This is a genomic window from Corynebacterium ihumii (assembly GCF_028609825.1).
Taxonomy (GTDB): domain Bacteria; phylum Actinomycetota; class Actinomycetes; order Mycobacteriales; family Mycobacteriaceae; genus Corynebacterium; species Corynebacterium afermentans.
Genome location: NZ_CP063190.1, coordinates 319,530 through 333,754, shown reverse-complemented (window position 1 = coordinate 333,754; position 14,225 = coordinate 319,530). Strand labels below are relative to the sequence as shown.

Below are 14,225 nucleotides of genomic sequence, written 5' to 3'. Positions count from 1 at the left end.
ATCAGGCACTCTCCCACTGCAATCCAAATTTGCCGCCAATTTTGGTTGAACCAAACATGAATTTTTACCCCTCCGGTACCCACCGTCCGACGGCGAACCACGCCCCGGCGGCGACGAGCGTGGCCACCGCCCACGTCGACAGGGCGGGGGTAAGCGCCAGCGCCCAGCCGCGGCCTTCCACCTTGACCAGGTCGGGGTCGGACTTCGCGTAGGTCACCCACACGTGCTGCCCTTCGCCCAGGCCGGTCGGGTACAACAGCCCGCGCGGCGGGGAGACCAACTGGCCGTCTTCGGTCTGGTACTCCACGAACGTGCGCATGCGCCCGGCTTCGGTGACGGTGGCGGTGCCGCGGCCGGGGTTGGCCTGGATGCGGGCGTCGTTGAGCGCGGGGCCGGCGACCATTGCCACGCTGCCGAGTGTGGCAAAGGCGTAGAGCGCGAGCACCACCTGGTGCGCGCGGCGGCGCCACCTCATCGGTTCAGGCGCGCCGCCAGCACCCGTCGGGTGCTGCGGGTGGTGGCGGCTTCCACGACGGTGATCGGGTTCGGCTGGGATTCGAGCTCCAGCAGCACCTCGTTGAGCTCGGCGAGGGTGTCGGCGCGGCGGTAGTCGGCCCCGTACGCTTCCGCCAGCTTCTCCACGTCCGTTCCGTGCGGCGTGCCGAACACCCGCTCAAACGCGCTGCGGAGGTTGTCTGCGCCTGGTTCGAGAGCCTCGAAGATGCCGCCGCCGCCGTCGTTGGCCACCACGATGGTGAGGTTGCCCGGGCGCGGCTCGTCGGGCCCGATGAGCAGGCCGTTGGCGTCGTGGAGGAAAGTCAGATCCCCCATGAGTGCGACGGTGCGCGGGGCGCGGATCTCGTCGGGCCGCAGCGCCTGGGTGGCAAGCGCCACGCCCACGGCCTGTGAGACGGTGCCGTCGATGCCCGCGGCGCCACGCGCGGCGTAGGTGGACACGCCGTCGAACGGCATGCCCACAAACGACGCGTCGCGCACCGGGTTGGACGAGCCGAGCACCAGCGTGTCGCCGACACCGAGGGTGTCGCACACGGCGGCGGCGACGTGCAGGCCGGTGAAGCCGAACTCATCTTCCGTGAGCGCCTGGCGCACGGTTTCGGCGCCGACGTCGCCGGCCGCCTCGCAGATCTTCAGCCACGTGTCCGTGGGCTGGCCGGTGGCGTTGACGCGCGAGCCGCGCTTGTCGGGCTGGCCGGTGAACGTCTCGGTGCGCGAGATGCCGATGACTTCAATGTCCGGGTCGGCCAAAAGCGCCATCACGTCGCGGTGCAGCGTCGGGTGGCCCACCACGACGACCTGCTCCGGTTTGGTGTCGGCGGCGAAGTCGCCACCGTCGTGGGAGATGGACACCTCGGACTGGGCGAAAAAGCGTGCGGCCAGCGGGTGCACCTGGTGGAACGGCGTGGGGGCGGTGGGCTCTGCGATGGTGGGCACGTGCTCGAGTCCCGGCACCTCCCATGCCTCGTCGCCGGCGATGACCAGGGTGTTGCGGGTCAGGTCCACATCCACCGCGCCGTGGTCGGCGTACCCGGCAGCTCCGTTGACCCCGGCACCCGAGCCTGCGAGGGTGCCGGGGCCGACGCGGCGCGGCGCGCCCACCGGCTCCGGCAACGCTTCCGGCACCAGCGGGGTGTCCAGGGCCACGTTGATGTGGACCTGGGGGGTGGCAAAGGAGGCGGCGTGGGCGTCGTCAAGCGATTGCACCTGCTGCGTTTCGGCGTAGCGGCTGAAGATGCCCTGCTGCCAGATGGTCTGGCTCGCCCCGGTGCCCACGAGGCGCTCCGGGCGGTCCGCGCTGATCACGGCGAGCGGGGTGTGCGACATGTGCGCCTCAATCACCGCCGGGTACGCGTTGGCCACGGCGGTGCCGGAGGTCATCACCACCGCGACGTGGCGGCGCTGCACCCGCGCGAGGCCTAGGGCGGTGAAGGCGGCGGAGCGCTCGTCGATGCGCATGTGCACGCGCACGTCGCGGCGCGCCAAAAGCGCGTAGGTCAGCGGCGAGTTGCGCGAGCCCGGGCTCATGACCACATCGGTGCAATGCTTCGCGACGAGCTCCGCCACCGCCGCCGCGATCTCCATAGCTGCCATCTACTGCTCCTGTAAGTACTCGTCCGCGCCGCCGCGCAACTGGTCCAAAATGTCGCGGGCGCCGTCGCGGATCTCGCGCTCGAGCTCGCCCGGATCCGGCGCCGGCACGGGCTCCGGCTCCAGCGTCGCGGTGGGGTTGTCCCGGTCCCGGAAAATGGACGGGAACTTGGTGGTGGTCTCCGTCTTGGTTTCCGTGGTGGTCTGCGTAACCGTGCTGGTCTCCGTCACCGGCGGCTTGTCCGCCTCCGCGGCGGCGCCGCGCCACAGCACGGCAAGCACCACCGCGGCGATGAAGCTCAGCGCCGCGAACACGCCGAGCGCGATCGCTCCCGCCGAGGTGCCCTTCTCGGCTTCCGGATCGTAGCCGTTGTCGTAGTAGGGCTGCTCGTAGGCGGGCTGGGCGTAGTGCTCCTCGTAGCGGGGCTGCGGCTGCTGGTACTGGTTTTGGGACTGGTCCGGGAAGTACTGCCGGGGCCGCTCGCGGCGCGGCTCGCCACCCTGGGGGCCGTACTGTCTCGTCTCGTTATCCATGCGAAATACACTAGCGCGCCCCGCCAAATGCTCTTGACGGGGCGCGAAGGTGTCGGGCTCTAGAGGCTTTAGAGAACGAGCCCGAACACCGGCACTGCGATGAAGTAGGTGGCCAGCGTGATCAGCACCAGCGCGATGGCGTTGAGCCAAACACCACCCTTGATCATCTCGCCCATGGTGACGTAGCCGGAGGAGTAGGCGATCGCGTTCGGCGGGGTCGCCACCGGCAGCATGAACGCACAGGTGGCAGCCAACGCGACCGGGATGGCAAGCAGCATGACGTTCATCTCCGTGGCGTCGGTAAGCCCGACGCCCACTGCAACGCCGCCCATGATCGGCAGGAAGGTTGCGGCGGTGGCGGTGTTTGAGGTCAGCTCCGTCAGCAGCAGCACGAGCGCGGCGACTGCGAAGATGAGCAGGATCATCGGCAGCGACGCCAGCCCCTTCGCCTTCTCGCCGATCCACAGGGACAGCCCCGTAGCGGTGAACATGGCCGACAGGGAAAGCCCGCCGCCGAACAGCAGCAGCACGTCCCACGGCATCTCGTTGGCCGTCTCCCAGTCCAACAGGCGCTTGCCGTTGGCGGTGCCGGGCACGATGAACATGAGCAGGCCGGCGATGATGCCCACAATGGCGTCGTCGTACGGGAAGTCCCAGCCGAACTGGTTGCGGCCCAGCGGGATGAAGATCCACGCCAGCGCGGCCACCAGGAAGATCACACCGACTGCGACCTGGGGGAAGGTCCAGGGGCCGAGCTTTTTCAGCTCGTCGTCGATGAGCTCGCGCCCGCCCGGGATGGTGTCCACCTCAGGCTTGAACACGGTGATGAGCACCCACCACGCGATGAAGGTGAACACCACCGCCACCGGCAGGCCCACCAGCATCCACTCGCCGAAGCCGATGACGATGCCGTGGGCTTCTTCCATGTAGCCCTTCAGCAGCGCGTTCGGCGGGGTGCCGATAAGCGTTGCCAGCGAGCCGATGGACGCCGAGTACGCGATCGCCAGCATGAGCGCGGTGGCGAAGCGCTTCTGGTTTTTCATCCCGCCGACGGTGTCCGCGGTGAGCATGAGCACGGAGGTGCCGATGGGCAGCATCACCACGGCGGTTGCGGTGTTGGACACCCACATCGACATGAACCCGGTGGCGAGCATGAAGCCCAAAATGATGCGCTTCGGGCTGGTGCCCACCACCTTGACCACCATCAGCGCCAGGCGGCGGTGCAGGTTCCAGCGCTGCAGGCCCAGGGCCATCAGGAAGCCGCCCATGAACAAAAAGATCGTCGCGGACGCGTAGGGCGAAGAGACGTCTTTAAATGGCGCCACGCCTGCCAGCGGGAACACGGCAATCGGCAGCAGCGCGGTGGCGGCCAGCGGGATCGCCTCGGTCATCCACCACGCGCCCATCAGCACGGTGGTGGCGGCGACGATACGCATGGTGTCGGCGGAGTACTCCACGCCTTCCTTCGCGCCGGAGGACTGGGCAACGGTATCGGCCGCGCCGGAGGGGAAGAAGAAGTAGACGAGCGCGGCGAGGATCACGCCGGTGATCAGGCCGATGAGTTGGCGGCGCCACTCACCGGGTTCGGGCGCTTTGGCGAGGTCGCCGTCGGAAAGCGCGGCGGATTCGTGGATCACGGGAGTCGACATGGGCGAAAGGTTAGCGGACACCCCCTATCCCACACACCCGTTTCCGAAATTACACCCAGATTCGGGGGGCACTGCTTTAGCACGTCTACGCAGGCGTGGACGCGGTCGAACCACCAGTCGCGGCGCGCCGCCGGCGCCTGCAGCGCGTGCAGTCTGTCCGGATCGGGGGTAGTGCGATTAACCGCCATACGCCCGTCCGTGATCTCCCGAGGCTCCGCGACATCTTCAATAAACAGTCGCTGCGTGGCCAGCCCAGCCGCGCGCGAGCCCGTAAGTTTCGCGGCCACCAGCCCCGCATCCATGCCGACGGCGGTATCCAACGCGCTGGCCACGGTCACATCGAGGTGCAGGTCGCGGGCAATGCGCAGAAGCTTATCGACGCCACCTAACGGCGCCACCTTGCACACCGCCACATCAGCCGCCTGAAGTTCCGCCACGCGGTATGGGTCCGCGGCGCGGCGGATGGACTCGTCGGCAGCGATCGGGATGCTGGTGCGCCGCCGGACCTCCGCGAGTTCCTTCACGGTGGCGCAGGGCTGCTCGATGTACTCCAGCTCGCCGAGCTTCTCGGCGGCCTCGACGGCCTCATCGACGCTCCAGCCGCGGTTGGCGTCCACGCGAAGGGTCGCGTCGGGGCGTAAGCGGCGGACGGCGTTGACGCGCCGGAGGTCGTCGTCAAGCGATTGCCCCTTCTCCGCCACCTTGATTTTGAAGGTGGAAACGCCGGGGTAGCGCGCGAGCACCGGCTCGACGTCCTCGACCGCCGGGATGGTGCCGTTGACCTCGACTTCGCCGTGCGCTTCAGGCAGGCCGGTGAACGCCGCTTCGATGCCGGCGGCCAGCCACGCGGCGGATTCCTGCGCGCCGTATTCGGTGAACGGGGAGAATTCGCCCCAGCCGGCGGGGCCGTCGATGAGCAGGGCCTCGCGGGTGGTGATGCCGCGGAATTTCACGGCCATGGGCAGGGCGACCACGTGGGCGCGCTCGAGGATCTCGTCGGCGGAAGGCAGCATGGTGCAAAGTGTAGGCATGAGTTACTCCACCGCCCAGCCCTTCGACCCCAGCCAGTGGCGCGAGGTCGAGGGCTTCGAATTCACGGACATCACCTACCACCGCCACGTGGGCGGCACGCGTGCCGACGGCACCGTGCGCATCGCTTTCGACCGGCCTGAGGTGCGCAACGCGTTTCGCCCCCACACCGTGGATGAGCTCTACCAGGCGTTGGATCACGCCCGGCGCGATCCGTCGGTAGGCGTGGTGCTGCTCACCGGCAACGGGCCTTCTGAGAAAGACGGGGGCTGGGCGTTTTGCTCCGGCGGCGACCAGCGCATCCGCGGCCGCTCCGGCTACCAGTACGCCGGCGGCGAGACCGCAGAAACCGTCGACGAAGCGCGCGTGAAGGCCGAGGGCGGGCGCCTGCACATCTTGGAGGTCCAGCGTTTGATCCGCACGATGCCGAAGGTGGTCATCGCCGTGGTGAACGGTTGGGCGGCCGGCGGCGGGCACTCGCTGCACGTGGTGTGCGACATGACCATCGCCTCGCGCGAGGAGGCCCGGTTCAAGCAGACCGACGCGGACGTGGGGTCCTTCGACGCCGGCTACGGCTCGGCGTACTTGGCCAAGATGGTGGGACAGAAGTTCGCGCGAGAGATCTTCTTCCTCGGCCGCGCATACACCGCGGAGGAGATGCAGCGCATGGGCGCGGTAAACATCGTGGCTTCGCACGCGTCGCTTGAAGACGAGGCGATCCAGGTCGCCCGCGAAATCAACGGCAAGTCCCCCACCGCGCAGCGCATGTTGAAGTTCGCGTTCAACCTTGTGGATGACGGTCTGATGGGCCAGCAAGTCTTCGCCGGCGAGGCCACCCGTCTGGCATACATGACCGACGAGGCTGTGGAGGGCCGCGACTCGTTCCTGGAGAAGCGCCCGCCGCGCTGGGACGAGTTCCCCTTCTACTACTAGGTTTGCTAGACATCTGTACGGAATTTTCACGGCTCTGCCAGGTCCGCGGGTTACGCTCCAGGCATGTTGAGACGCACGATGACAGCAACAATCGTCGCCGCCTCGCTGACTCTGGCCGCGTGCGACGGAAACACTCCAGACACCCCGACCACCGCTGACGCCGCCTCCGAGGAGGAGGTGCCACCGCCCGCCGATTCCGCGGCCCCGCCCGCTGGCGACGACGTCGCGCCGGTGGCGGAGCAAGAGAACCTCCCCGCACCGCCGGCCTCCTCGCGCGACGCCTACACCGCGGCTCTCGCGGACCCGGCGCAATACTTCGCCGACATCGACGGCCTCGACGGCACCTTCGCCTACGACCTCGTCGACGTCGACGGCGACACCGAGCTCGAGCTACTTCTGCGCGCCGGCACACAGGGCCCGGCGCCTGTGCGCGTGCTGCAGCTTGTCGACGGCACCCTCACGGCCACCACCGACTACCTGGTCGATTCGGCGGACGACACCTACCCCACCGTGTTCACCGCCGGTATGCAGCCGGGACTGACGCAGTACGAGTCGGACGGCGCGCGGCTGACCGCGACCCAGTTCGAGCTGCACGGCAACCGCCTAGTCAAGGTCTACGGCCCGGAGGAGACCGTCGTGGGCAACCCGCTGAGCGGCGTGACCTTGATCCACTGGACCCCAACCACGGACGCCGCGCAGCTGGCGGAGCTGGACCAGCCCGACCCGCTCACCGTCCCGCGCGAAGGCTCCATGAAGCAAGTCTCCGACATCCCGGAGCTCAACGGGCAGTCCTACCGCGTGCAGTTCGGCGCCCGCCACGGCGAAGGCCGCGTCCCGGTGACCTACCCGGACCTCGGCTGCACCGGTTTCCTCGAGCCGGTGAACGCCTCCGCCGGCGAGGAGATCCAGGACGGTTTCCGCGAGACCATCACGGAAGGTACCTGCGACAACGGCGGCACGTGGCACTTTGCCATCAACGACTCCCGCGAGCGCGCCACCTACAACGCCCCCACCGGGCGCTACCACGCGGAGGGGCCGCTGAACCGCTCCGGTTAGCACGGATCAGCGACGAACCGGGCGTATTCCCCGCAGTCCCCGGTGCAGCTCAACCAACAGCGCGGCTAACAAGACTGCGCCAACCGCTAGCGCGACCCAGACGCGCGGGCCGGTAGCTGTCACCGGCCAAGCGGGCACTGCGGCGATCCACAGGCAGGACTCCGCCAACACGTCGCCGCCGATCGTGGCGGAAACAATCGTGACCAAAACGGTCGCCGCCAACGTCCACATCACGCCGAAGCGCACGGTCACAGCTAACGCCGCCAAGGCAAGAACGGTACCGGCAACAAGGGAGAGCGCGCCGAACCTCGCACTTGCCGTCACGACACCTGCGAACAGGCAAACCAGCGCAACAATGCTGGTAAACCAGCCCATCAACGCGGCACCAACTCGCGGGTGCTCCACCTGCATCAACGCCCATGCCGGGCGGATCCGCGGCCACACTAGCGTGGGCAACACGCCCGCACCGACCGGGAGGATCGCGTACGCGAAAAGCGCTTGACGCACATCTTCCGGATACCGGGTTGCAAACGCCAACACCAGTGCGGTGAGTACAAGCAGCACGCCTATCGACGGCATCCGCGCCGCCCTGACCACACCCTGTAACGCGTAGCCAGCTGTCCCAGGCCGCGACGCGGCAGGCCCCGCTTCGATTGGCGCGGTCACGGCGTGGACGGTCAGGCGGCGCCACAGCGGTGTGGTGCGCCGCGGGGTGAGCACACCGGCGGCGAACCCGACAGCGGCCAACAGGAGGGTGAGGGCGAGTGCGGGCACGGGAGACTCGTCGGCTAGTGGCGAATCCGGCTCAAGCGGAAGCAGGTTGAAGTGCAACCCCAACGAAGGCAAAGCCAGGCGGGCGGGCCAGGCGCCGGGGTTGGCCCACCACCAGTCGCGCTCGGCGAAGTACCCCAACTCGATAGTGAAAGCGAATGCGACCAAGAGCGTGGGAAGCAACCCAACGCGGCGAGTCGCAGCCGCAGCTAAGCCTGCTGGGCCAAGCATGCCGAGCAACATGAACAGGCCGACGAGCGCAACCCGGCCGGCACCGTCCACCCCGAACGCAACCGTGGCCGCAAGCGGCACCGCGAAGTCGAGGATGACAAATGCCGCCAACGCCACCCAGACCACCACCAGGCGGGCCGCCCGGGCGGCTATAGGTGCGGCGGGGCGCCACAGCGTGCCGCCGGAGCGGGCGTCACGCTCGCGGTGTTCGGCAACACCTGCAAAGATCGCGGCGATTGGCGCTGACATGCCGGTCAGAAGCACGCCCTGAGGATGGAGCAGACCGGACGCATCGTTTGCTCTCCCCATCAGGGAAAACGCGGTCAGCACAAGGCCAACTAACAGCCCGGCGCTGGCGAGCCACCACAGCGTGGAGCCACGGGCGCGGATCCATTCGGCGCGCAACGCTGCCATTAGACGTCCACCCCCGAGGTGAGGCGGAAGAAAGACTCTTCCAGGTTTGGCCCAAGCTCTGCGAGTTCGCCGGTGAAGCGGACGCGGCCACCGGCGATAACGGTGGCGTCGTCAGCCATGTGCAGCACCTCACCGAGCTGGTGGGAGCTGACCAAGACGGTGCGCCCGGCGCGGGCGTACTCGCGCAGGTAGGCACGCAGGTGGGCGATGCCCTCAGGGTCGAGTCCGTTTTGCGGCTCGTCCAAGATAAGCACCTCCGGCTCACCAAGCAGAGCCTGAGCCAGGGCGAGACGGCCCTTCATACCGGTGGAGAAGCTGCCCGCCTTCTTGCGTCCTGCCCCAGCGAGGCCGACAAGTTCAAGCACCCGGTCCGCTTCCGCATCCGGCAGGCCCAACAGCGCAGTGTGCACCCGCAGGTTGCTTCGCGCGCTCAAGTGCGCGTAGAAGGCCGGGTCGTTGATGGAGGCACCCACGTGGTGCAGCGCAGCCCGCTCGAACGGGCGCCCCATCAGCGTGACCTCTCCAGCGTCGGGAGCGACAAGGCCCAGCAGTACCGACATCAAGGTCGATTTACCTGCACCGTTTGGCCCCAGTAAGGCGTGGACGCGCCCGGGGGTGGTAGTCAGCGTGATGTCGCGCAGCACCTGGTGGCCGCCGAAGGACACGGCCACGGAGCGGCATGCGAGTTGGGTTGCAGTCATGCACCCAATTGTTCCGCCACCGCCTTCGTTGCGGATCGGCCGACGGGACCAATTCCGCATCCTCCCTTAGGAGGAGAGCCCGGCGCGCTGCGCCGTCAGCGCCAGCGCCACCCGGTCGCGCACCCCGAGCTTGGTAAGCAGGCTGGACACGTGCGTTTTCACCGTGGTCTCCGCGATGAACAGTGCCCTTGCGATCTCGGCGTTGGTAGCGCCGCGGCCGATCTCCGCCAGCACCTCCAGCTCCCGGGAGGTAAGCCCCTCCAACTCTGCAGCCGCCTCGGTGGAGCCCGTGCTGCCACGCACCCATGCCATCACCCGCCCGGTCACGCCGGGGGCCAGCACGGATTCACCACGGGCGACGGCGCGTACGGCACCGGCGAGCACCTCCGGCTCGGCGTCTTTGAGCAGAAAGCCATCCACACCGGCGTCAATAGCGGCACGGACGAGGGTGTCGTCGTCAAAGGTGGTCAGCATGATCACTTTCGGGCCGAGCTCCATGATCTGCGTGGCTGCGGCGATACCGTCCAGTACCGGCATGCGAATATCCAGCACTGCCACGTCGATGCGGTGCGCCCGGGCTTTCTCAACCGCTTCCGCTCCGTTGGCGGCCGTGGCCGCCACGGTGAGGTCCGCCTGGGCTCCCAGGATCGTCTCCAGGGCGCTCAGCAACAGCGGTTGGTCATCTGCGAGGAGAATTTTAATCATGCGGCCAGCTCCGCCCTGACCGTAAACGTCTGGCCTGTCAGCGAGGTTTCGAGCGTGCCGCCGGCACTTATAGCGCGTTCTCGCAACCCCTCCAGCCCCACTCCGGTGCCCGGCTGCGGGCGCACCCGACCGGTAGAAGCTACCTCCACCACGACGGGGTCGCCACCCGCAATCCGCACATCCACCTGCGGGTCTATCTGGTGGCGCGTGGCGTTAGTCAATGCCTCGGCGACAATACGGTGGATGGCGTGGGAGGTGACCGGAGGGACGTCGATGGGCATGGCATCAAGTGTGACCTCAAGTTCCGCAGCGCGGAAACGCTGCACCAGCGCAGGCACATCGCCCACCCCGGCCACCGGCGCGAACCCAAGGTCGCTGTCGCGCAGGCCCCGAACCAGCATGCGTATCTCCGCCAACGACTCCCCCGCAGCCGCGTTGATTTGCCGCAGCGCCTCTTGCTCGCGGCCGGATGCCAACCCGGCGTTCGCCTGCGCCTTTATCAAGGTGAGCGAGTGCCCGAGCACGTCGTGGATCTCGCGCGCGATATCTTGGCGCTCTTGCTGGCGGGCGGCGGCGCGGCGGGTCTCTTTCGCCTCCGCTTCGCGGGCACGGGCGCCGTGCTCGGCCGCAAGGTTCGCGCCCAACAGGTACGCCACCGTTGCTACCGCCCAGTGCAGTCCTAATGAGACCGCCTTGTCGGAGCCCTGGCGGTAAAACAGCGTGAATTGCTCATCCCATGTCCACATAAACGGCGACACAAACGCCCACGCGCACGCAGCCGCCAGCACCCCCAGCGCGAAGCGTTTGTCCGCGTAACGGCTGGCCACAAACACGGCCACCGGCACCGCGAGGACCCAAAAGGTGTAGCCGATGTTTACCGGCGCTGCCAACCACGCCGCCGCCCACGCCGCGTTCAGCGCAATCAATGCCGCGGCAGCGGTTTTCGGCCGGCTGGTCAGCACACCAAACGAGACCGCAAACCCCCAGGACAACACGGCCTGCACCCAACCGTAAACGTTGGTGGGGTCACCGATCGCGCTCACGGTGTAGAAAGCGGCGAGCACCGCCGCAGCCACCGCGAGCACCGCGTCGCTCGGTTTGATATGCACGGGCGCCTAGCTTATTCGCGGCTCCGCGCCCCCACCTCCTCCTCGAGGAGGACCTACTTGGTCAACCCCGGGATCTGCGGAATGGCGGGCAGGCCCTTGACGCCCATGTTCTGTAGAAGGCCGAACAGCGCGCCCAGTGCCGTCAACACCGCGGCGACGATGCCCAAGATCTTGGCCAGCTTGGCGTCGAAGGTCTCCGGGGCGTTGGTGTCGGGCTTCTCCTCCGGGTCTTTCGGGGCTGGATCCGGCTCAGGAGCGGTATCGCCCAGATCGGCGTTGGCCAGTTCCGGCGCCTTCGGCAGCTTCAGATCCTGCGTGGGGAAGATGACGTGCGTGGTGCCGTCGTGGCAAGTCTTGGCCTCCTCGAGTGCGTAGTAGTACGAGCTCTCGAGTGTGTCCTGCACCTGGGCGAAGTAGGTCTTGCTCATGTTCCGGGCGAACTCGCTGCGCTGCCAGCCTTCTACGTGGCGCAGCCAACGTGCGGTGTTGTCGCCGTTGCGGCCGAACGCGTAGTCGTCCCCAAGCGGCTGCACCTTGGGTACCCCACCGTCGATACCCACGAACCAGTCCGCGGTGCCTTTGAGCGCCTTGGCCGCGGGGCTGAGCGGCACCTGGGAGATTTCCTTCATGTCCAGGTAGAAGTCAGCGTCGGTGGTGTGCAGGCCGAGCGGCGCCAGCTTCTCTTTCGTGGCGGCGCGGGTGTCGGCGCGGACATCTTCCTGGGACATTTTGTCGTCCAGCAGCAGGTGCAGATGCTTGATGACGGCTGGGTCAGCCACGTAATCGTCGCCAAGCTTCTTCAGCTCCGGGAACGTTGCCTCGAACGCCTCGGTGACCGAGGTTGCGTACATACCGTGCGTGAGCGTTTTCGCGGCGCGCTCGGCTTGGTTGGCGGGGCCGCGCTCGACGTCGTTGAGCGTGACGCGACAGTAGTTGGTGCCGTCCTTGGTAAACGGGGTCAAGGTGGCGGCGGTAGCAGTGGCAGGGACGGTGAGTGAAAGGGCGGTCGCCGCAGCGGTATCGTCGTGGCCATGACGATGGGCCTTCTCATTCTGCAGTTCGTGGGCATGGTCGCCCTCGTGCTGGCCGCGTGGTTCGTAGGGAGGCGCAGGCTCGGCTTCAGGTGGGCGTCGCTCGGCTGGGGCACACTGGCGTTCCCACTGTCCCAGGTGGCCAGGTTCGCGTTGGTGATCCCGCTGCAGTTTCTGTTCAGCAAAACATTCGATCCAGCGACGGCCACCGCCCTGACCACTGCGCTGTTCCTGGTCACCTCAGGGCTATTCGAGGAGACCGCCCGCTGGATCGTGCTGCGTTTCTGGGACAAGAACACCCGCGAGTGGAACGACGGCGTCGGCTTCGGCCTGGGCCACGGTGGCATAGAGGCGCTGCTGCTTTTTGCCAACCTGTTTGTCGGCAACGTCATGCTGTTGACCACCGGCGACGCAATCACAGCGCAGGCCACTGGGAACGACGACCCCGCCACCGCGCAAGCCATTACCGAACAGATTGAGGCGCTGCAGAACATCGGAGTCGGCATGATCGCCACAAGCTGGTACGAGCGCGTGCTTGCAATCGCCGCACACGTCGTGTTCACACTGATCGTGCTGCGCGCGGTGCGCGAGCGCCGCTGGCAGCTCTGGGCGCTGGCTGTGGTGTGCCACATCGGATTCAACGCCGTCGCCGTGCTTGTCGCACCCCACAGCGTGCCGGTGATGTACGTGCTGCTCACCGCACTCACCGCCGCGGGGCTTTGGGCGGCTATCGACGGCCCACTGTCCCGCAAGGCCTTCGCCCGCACCGCCCCTACGAACCCTCTCGAGAACGAAACGCCCACCAAGTGACCCACCTGCTGGAACTTCTCCCCGTCGACCCCGCGAACCCGCTGGCTATCATGCCCGCGCTCGAGGAGGCCCTGACCGGCCAGCGCACGCTGTTGCCCGTGCCCGCCAACGACCCGGCGCGCACGAACCTGCTGCGCAACACTCTCAAACCCGGCGCGCCCATCGACGAAGGCATCGCCCTGGTGGTCTCCACCTCCGGCTCCACAGGAAAGCCGAAGGGCGCGATGCTCACCCCGGCGAACCTGATCTCCAGCGCGGACGCCACCCACCAGGCGCTCGGCGGCGAGGGCCAGTGGCTGCTGGCCATGCCGGCCGCCTACATCGCCGGGATCCAGGTGCTCGTCCGCAGCATGGTCGCCGGGGTCGAACCGGCATACGTCGATCTGACCCGCGGTTTCAACGTCGCCGAGTTCGCCGCCCGCGCCCACGAGCTCGCGCAAACGGGCGAGCGCACCTACACCGCCTTAACCCCGATGCAGCTGGCCAAGGCCACCTCCACCCTCAAGGGCATCGACGCGCTGCGCACGTTCTCCGCAGTCCTCGTCGGCGGCGCCGCGACCAACCCGCGCCTGCTCGACTCCGCCCGCAAGCTGCGCATCAACGTGGTCACCACCTACGGCTCCAGCGAAACCTCCGGCGGTTGCATCTACAACGGCCGCCCCATCGCCGGCGCCCGCGTGAAAGTCCAGGACGGCCGCATCCGCCTCGGCGGCCCCATGGTCGCCCGTGGCTACCACAACTTCGACTCCCCCGATCTCCAAGGCGGCTGGTTCCGCACCTCCGATGCCGGCGAGCTCGACGGCGGCGTGCTCACGGTCCTCGGCCGCACGGACAACGTGATTTCTTCCGGCGGCCTCAAACTCCACCCCGAGGTGTTGGAAGAGGAGCTTTTGCTTATCGACGGCGTCACCGCCGCCACCGTCATCGGCAAACACGACGACCGCTTCGGCCAGCGCATCTGCGCCGCCTACACCGGCTCCGCGTCGGTGCCGGACATCCTGGACGCGCTCGCCGACGCGGAGGACGCCGGCCGCATCGCCCACTGGCAGATCCCCAAAGAACTCAAGGTGGTGGCGGCGTTGCCGCAGCTCGGCCCGGGCAAGGTGGACCGCGCGACCGTCAAGGAGCTGTTTTAGGGTGACTGGT

14 protein-coding genes are annotated in these 14,225 nt (G+C 67.6%); 4 read left to right on the top strand and 10 right to left on the bottom strand.

From position 1 onward, the window contains the following. Window positions 1-64 precede the first annotated feature (64 nt). The 5 genes from CIHUM_RS01650 to CIHUM_RS01630 form a co-directional block, all read right to left on the bottom strand. The gene (locus tag CIHUM_RS01650; RefSeq protein ID WP_034997176.1) at window positions 65-475 is read right to left on the bottom strand and encodes a DUF3592 domain-containing protein; all 411 of its coding nucleotides are present in this window, start codon (window positions 473-475) and stop codon (window positions 65-67) included. Then, complete coding sequence (gene menD, locus CIHUM_RS01645) at window positions 472-2,109, bottom strand: 2-succinyl-5-enolpyruvyl-6-hydroxy-3-cyclohexene-1-carboxylic-acid synthase (protein ID WP_034997168.1); 1,638 nt, start codon at window positions 2,107-2,109, stop codon at window positions 472-474. The genes CIHUM_RS01650 and menD overlap by 4 nt, the downstream gene beginning before the upstream one ends. Beyond that, window positions 2,110-2,640 carry a hypothetical protein gene (locus CIHUM_RS01640; RefSeq protein WP_051106250.1) on the bottom strand — a complete coding sequence of 177 codons (531 nt, stop codon included), beginning with the start codon at window positions 2,638-2,640 and terminating at the stop codon, window positions 2,110-2,112. Between the two features lie 68 nt (window positions 2,641-2,708). Next, complete coding sequence (locus CIHUM_RS01635) at window positions 2,709-4,289, bottom strand: SLC13 family permease (RefSeq protein ID WP_034997166.1); 1,581 nt, start codon at window positions 4,287-4,289, stop codon at window positions 2,709-2,711. Then, on the bottom strand, window positions 4,274-5,302 hold the full coding sequence (locus tag CIHUM_RS01630) for an o-succinylbenzoate synthase (RefSeq protein ID WP_273680228.1): 1,029 nt from the start codon (window positions 5,300-5,302) through the stop codon (window positions 4,274-4,276). Before CIHUM_RS01630 ends, CIHUM_RS01635 begins: the two co-directional genes overlap by 16 nt. Before the next feature lie 16 nt (window positions 5,303-5,318). On the opposite strand from CIHUM_RS01630, the gene CIHUM_RS01625 reads away from it, so the two are divergent. Then, on the top strand, window positions 5,319-6,251 hold the full coding sequence (locus tag CIHUM_RS01625) for a 1,4-dihydroxy-2-naphthoyl-CoA synthase (protein WP_034997164.1): 933 nt from the start codon (window positions 5,319-5,321) through the stop codon (window positions 6,249-6,251). 63 nt (window positions 6,252-6,314) lie between these two features. Further along, window positions 6,315-7,307, top strand: a complete 993-nt coding sequence (locus CIHUM_RS01620) for a hypothetical protein (protein ID WP_148363821.1) — start codon at window positions 6,315-6,317, stop codon at window positions 7,305-7,307. Between the two features lie 6 nt (window positions 7,308-7,313). On the opposite strand, the gene CIHUM_RS01615 is transcribed toward CIHUM_RS01620, so the two are convergent. From CIHUM_RS01615 to CIHUM_RS01595, 5 genes are all read right to left on the bottom strand, one after another. After that, window positions 7,314-8,723, bottom strand: coding sequence for an ABC-2 family transporter permease (locus CIHUM_RS01615; RefSeq protein ID WP_034997160.1), 1,410 nt, complete (start codon window positions 8,721-8,723; stop codon window positions 7,314-7,316). Further along, complete coding sequence (locus tag CIHUM_RS01610; protein ID WP_034997159.1) at window positions 8,723-9,424, bottom strand: ATP-binding cassette domain-containing protein; 702 nt, start codon at window positions 9,422-9,424, stop codon at window positions 8,723-8,725. The genes CIHUM_RS01615 and CIHUM_RS01610 overlap by 1 nt, the downstream gene beginning before the upstream one ends. A 66-nt stretch (window positions 9,425-9,490) precedes the next feature. Further along, window positions 9,491-10,129 (bottom strand): response regulator, encoded by a 639-nt coding sequence (locus CIHUM_RS01605; RefSeq protein ID WP_034997154.1) that lies wholly within the window; start codon window positions 10,127-10,129, stop codon window positions 9,491-9,493. Beyond that, window positions 10,126-11,238 carry a sensor histidine kinase gene (locus tag CIHUM_RS01600; RefSeq protein ID WP_051106249.1) on the bottom strand — a complete coding sequence of 371 codons (1,113 nt, stop codon included), beginning with the start codon at window positions 11,236-11,238 and terminating at the stop codon, window positions 10,126-10,128. The genes CIHUM_RS01605 and CIHUM_RS01600 overlap by 4 nt, the downstream gene beginning before the upstream one ends. A gap of 53 nt (window positions 11,239-11,291) precedes the next feature. Further along, window positions 11,292-12,200, bottom strand: coding sequence for a hypothetical protein (locus CIHUM_RS01595; protein ID WP_034997152.1), 909 nt, complete (start codon window positions 12,198-12,200; stop codon window positions 11,292-11,294). Window positions 12,201-12,269: 69 nt separating this feature from the next. Here CIHUM_RS01595 and CIHUM_RS01590 point away from each other — a divergent pair, with 69 nt between their 5' ends. Beyond that, window positions 12,270-13,079, top strand: coding sequence for a YhfC family glutamic-type intramembrane protease (locus tag CIHUM_RS01590; protein WP_034997150.1), 810 nt, complete (start codon window positions 12,270-12,272; stop codon window positions 13,077-13,079). After that, window positions 13,076-14,215 (top strand): o-succinylbenzoate--CoA ligase, encoded by a 1,140-nt coding sequence (gene menE / locus CIHUM_RS01585; RefSeq protein ID WP_034997148.1) that lies wholly within the window; start codon window positions 13,076-13,078, stop codon window positions 14,213-14,215. Before CIHUM_RS01590 ends, menE begins: the two co-directional genes overlap by 4 nt. Window positions 14,216-14,225 lie beyond the last annotated feature (10 nt).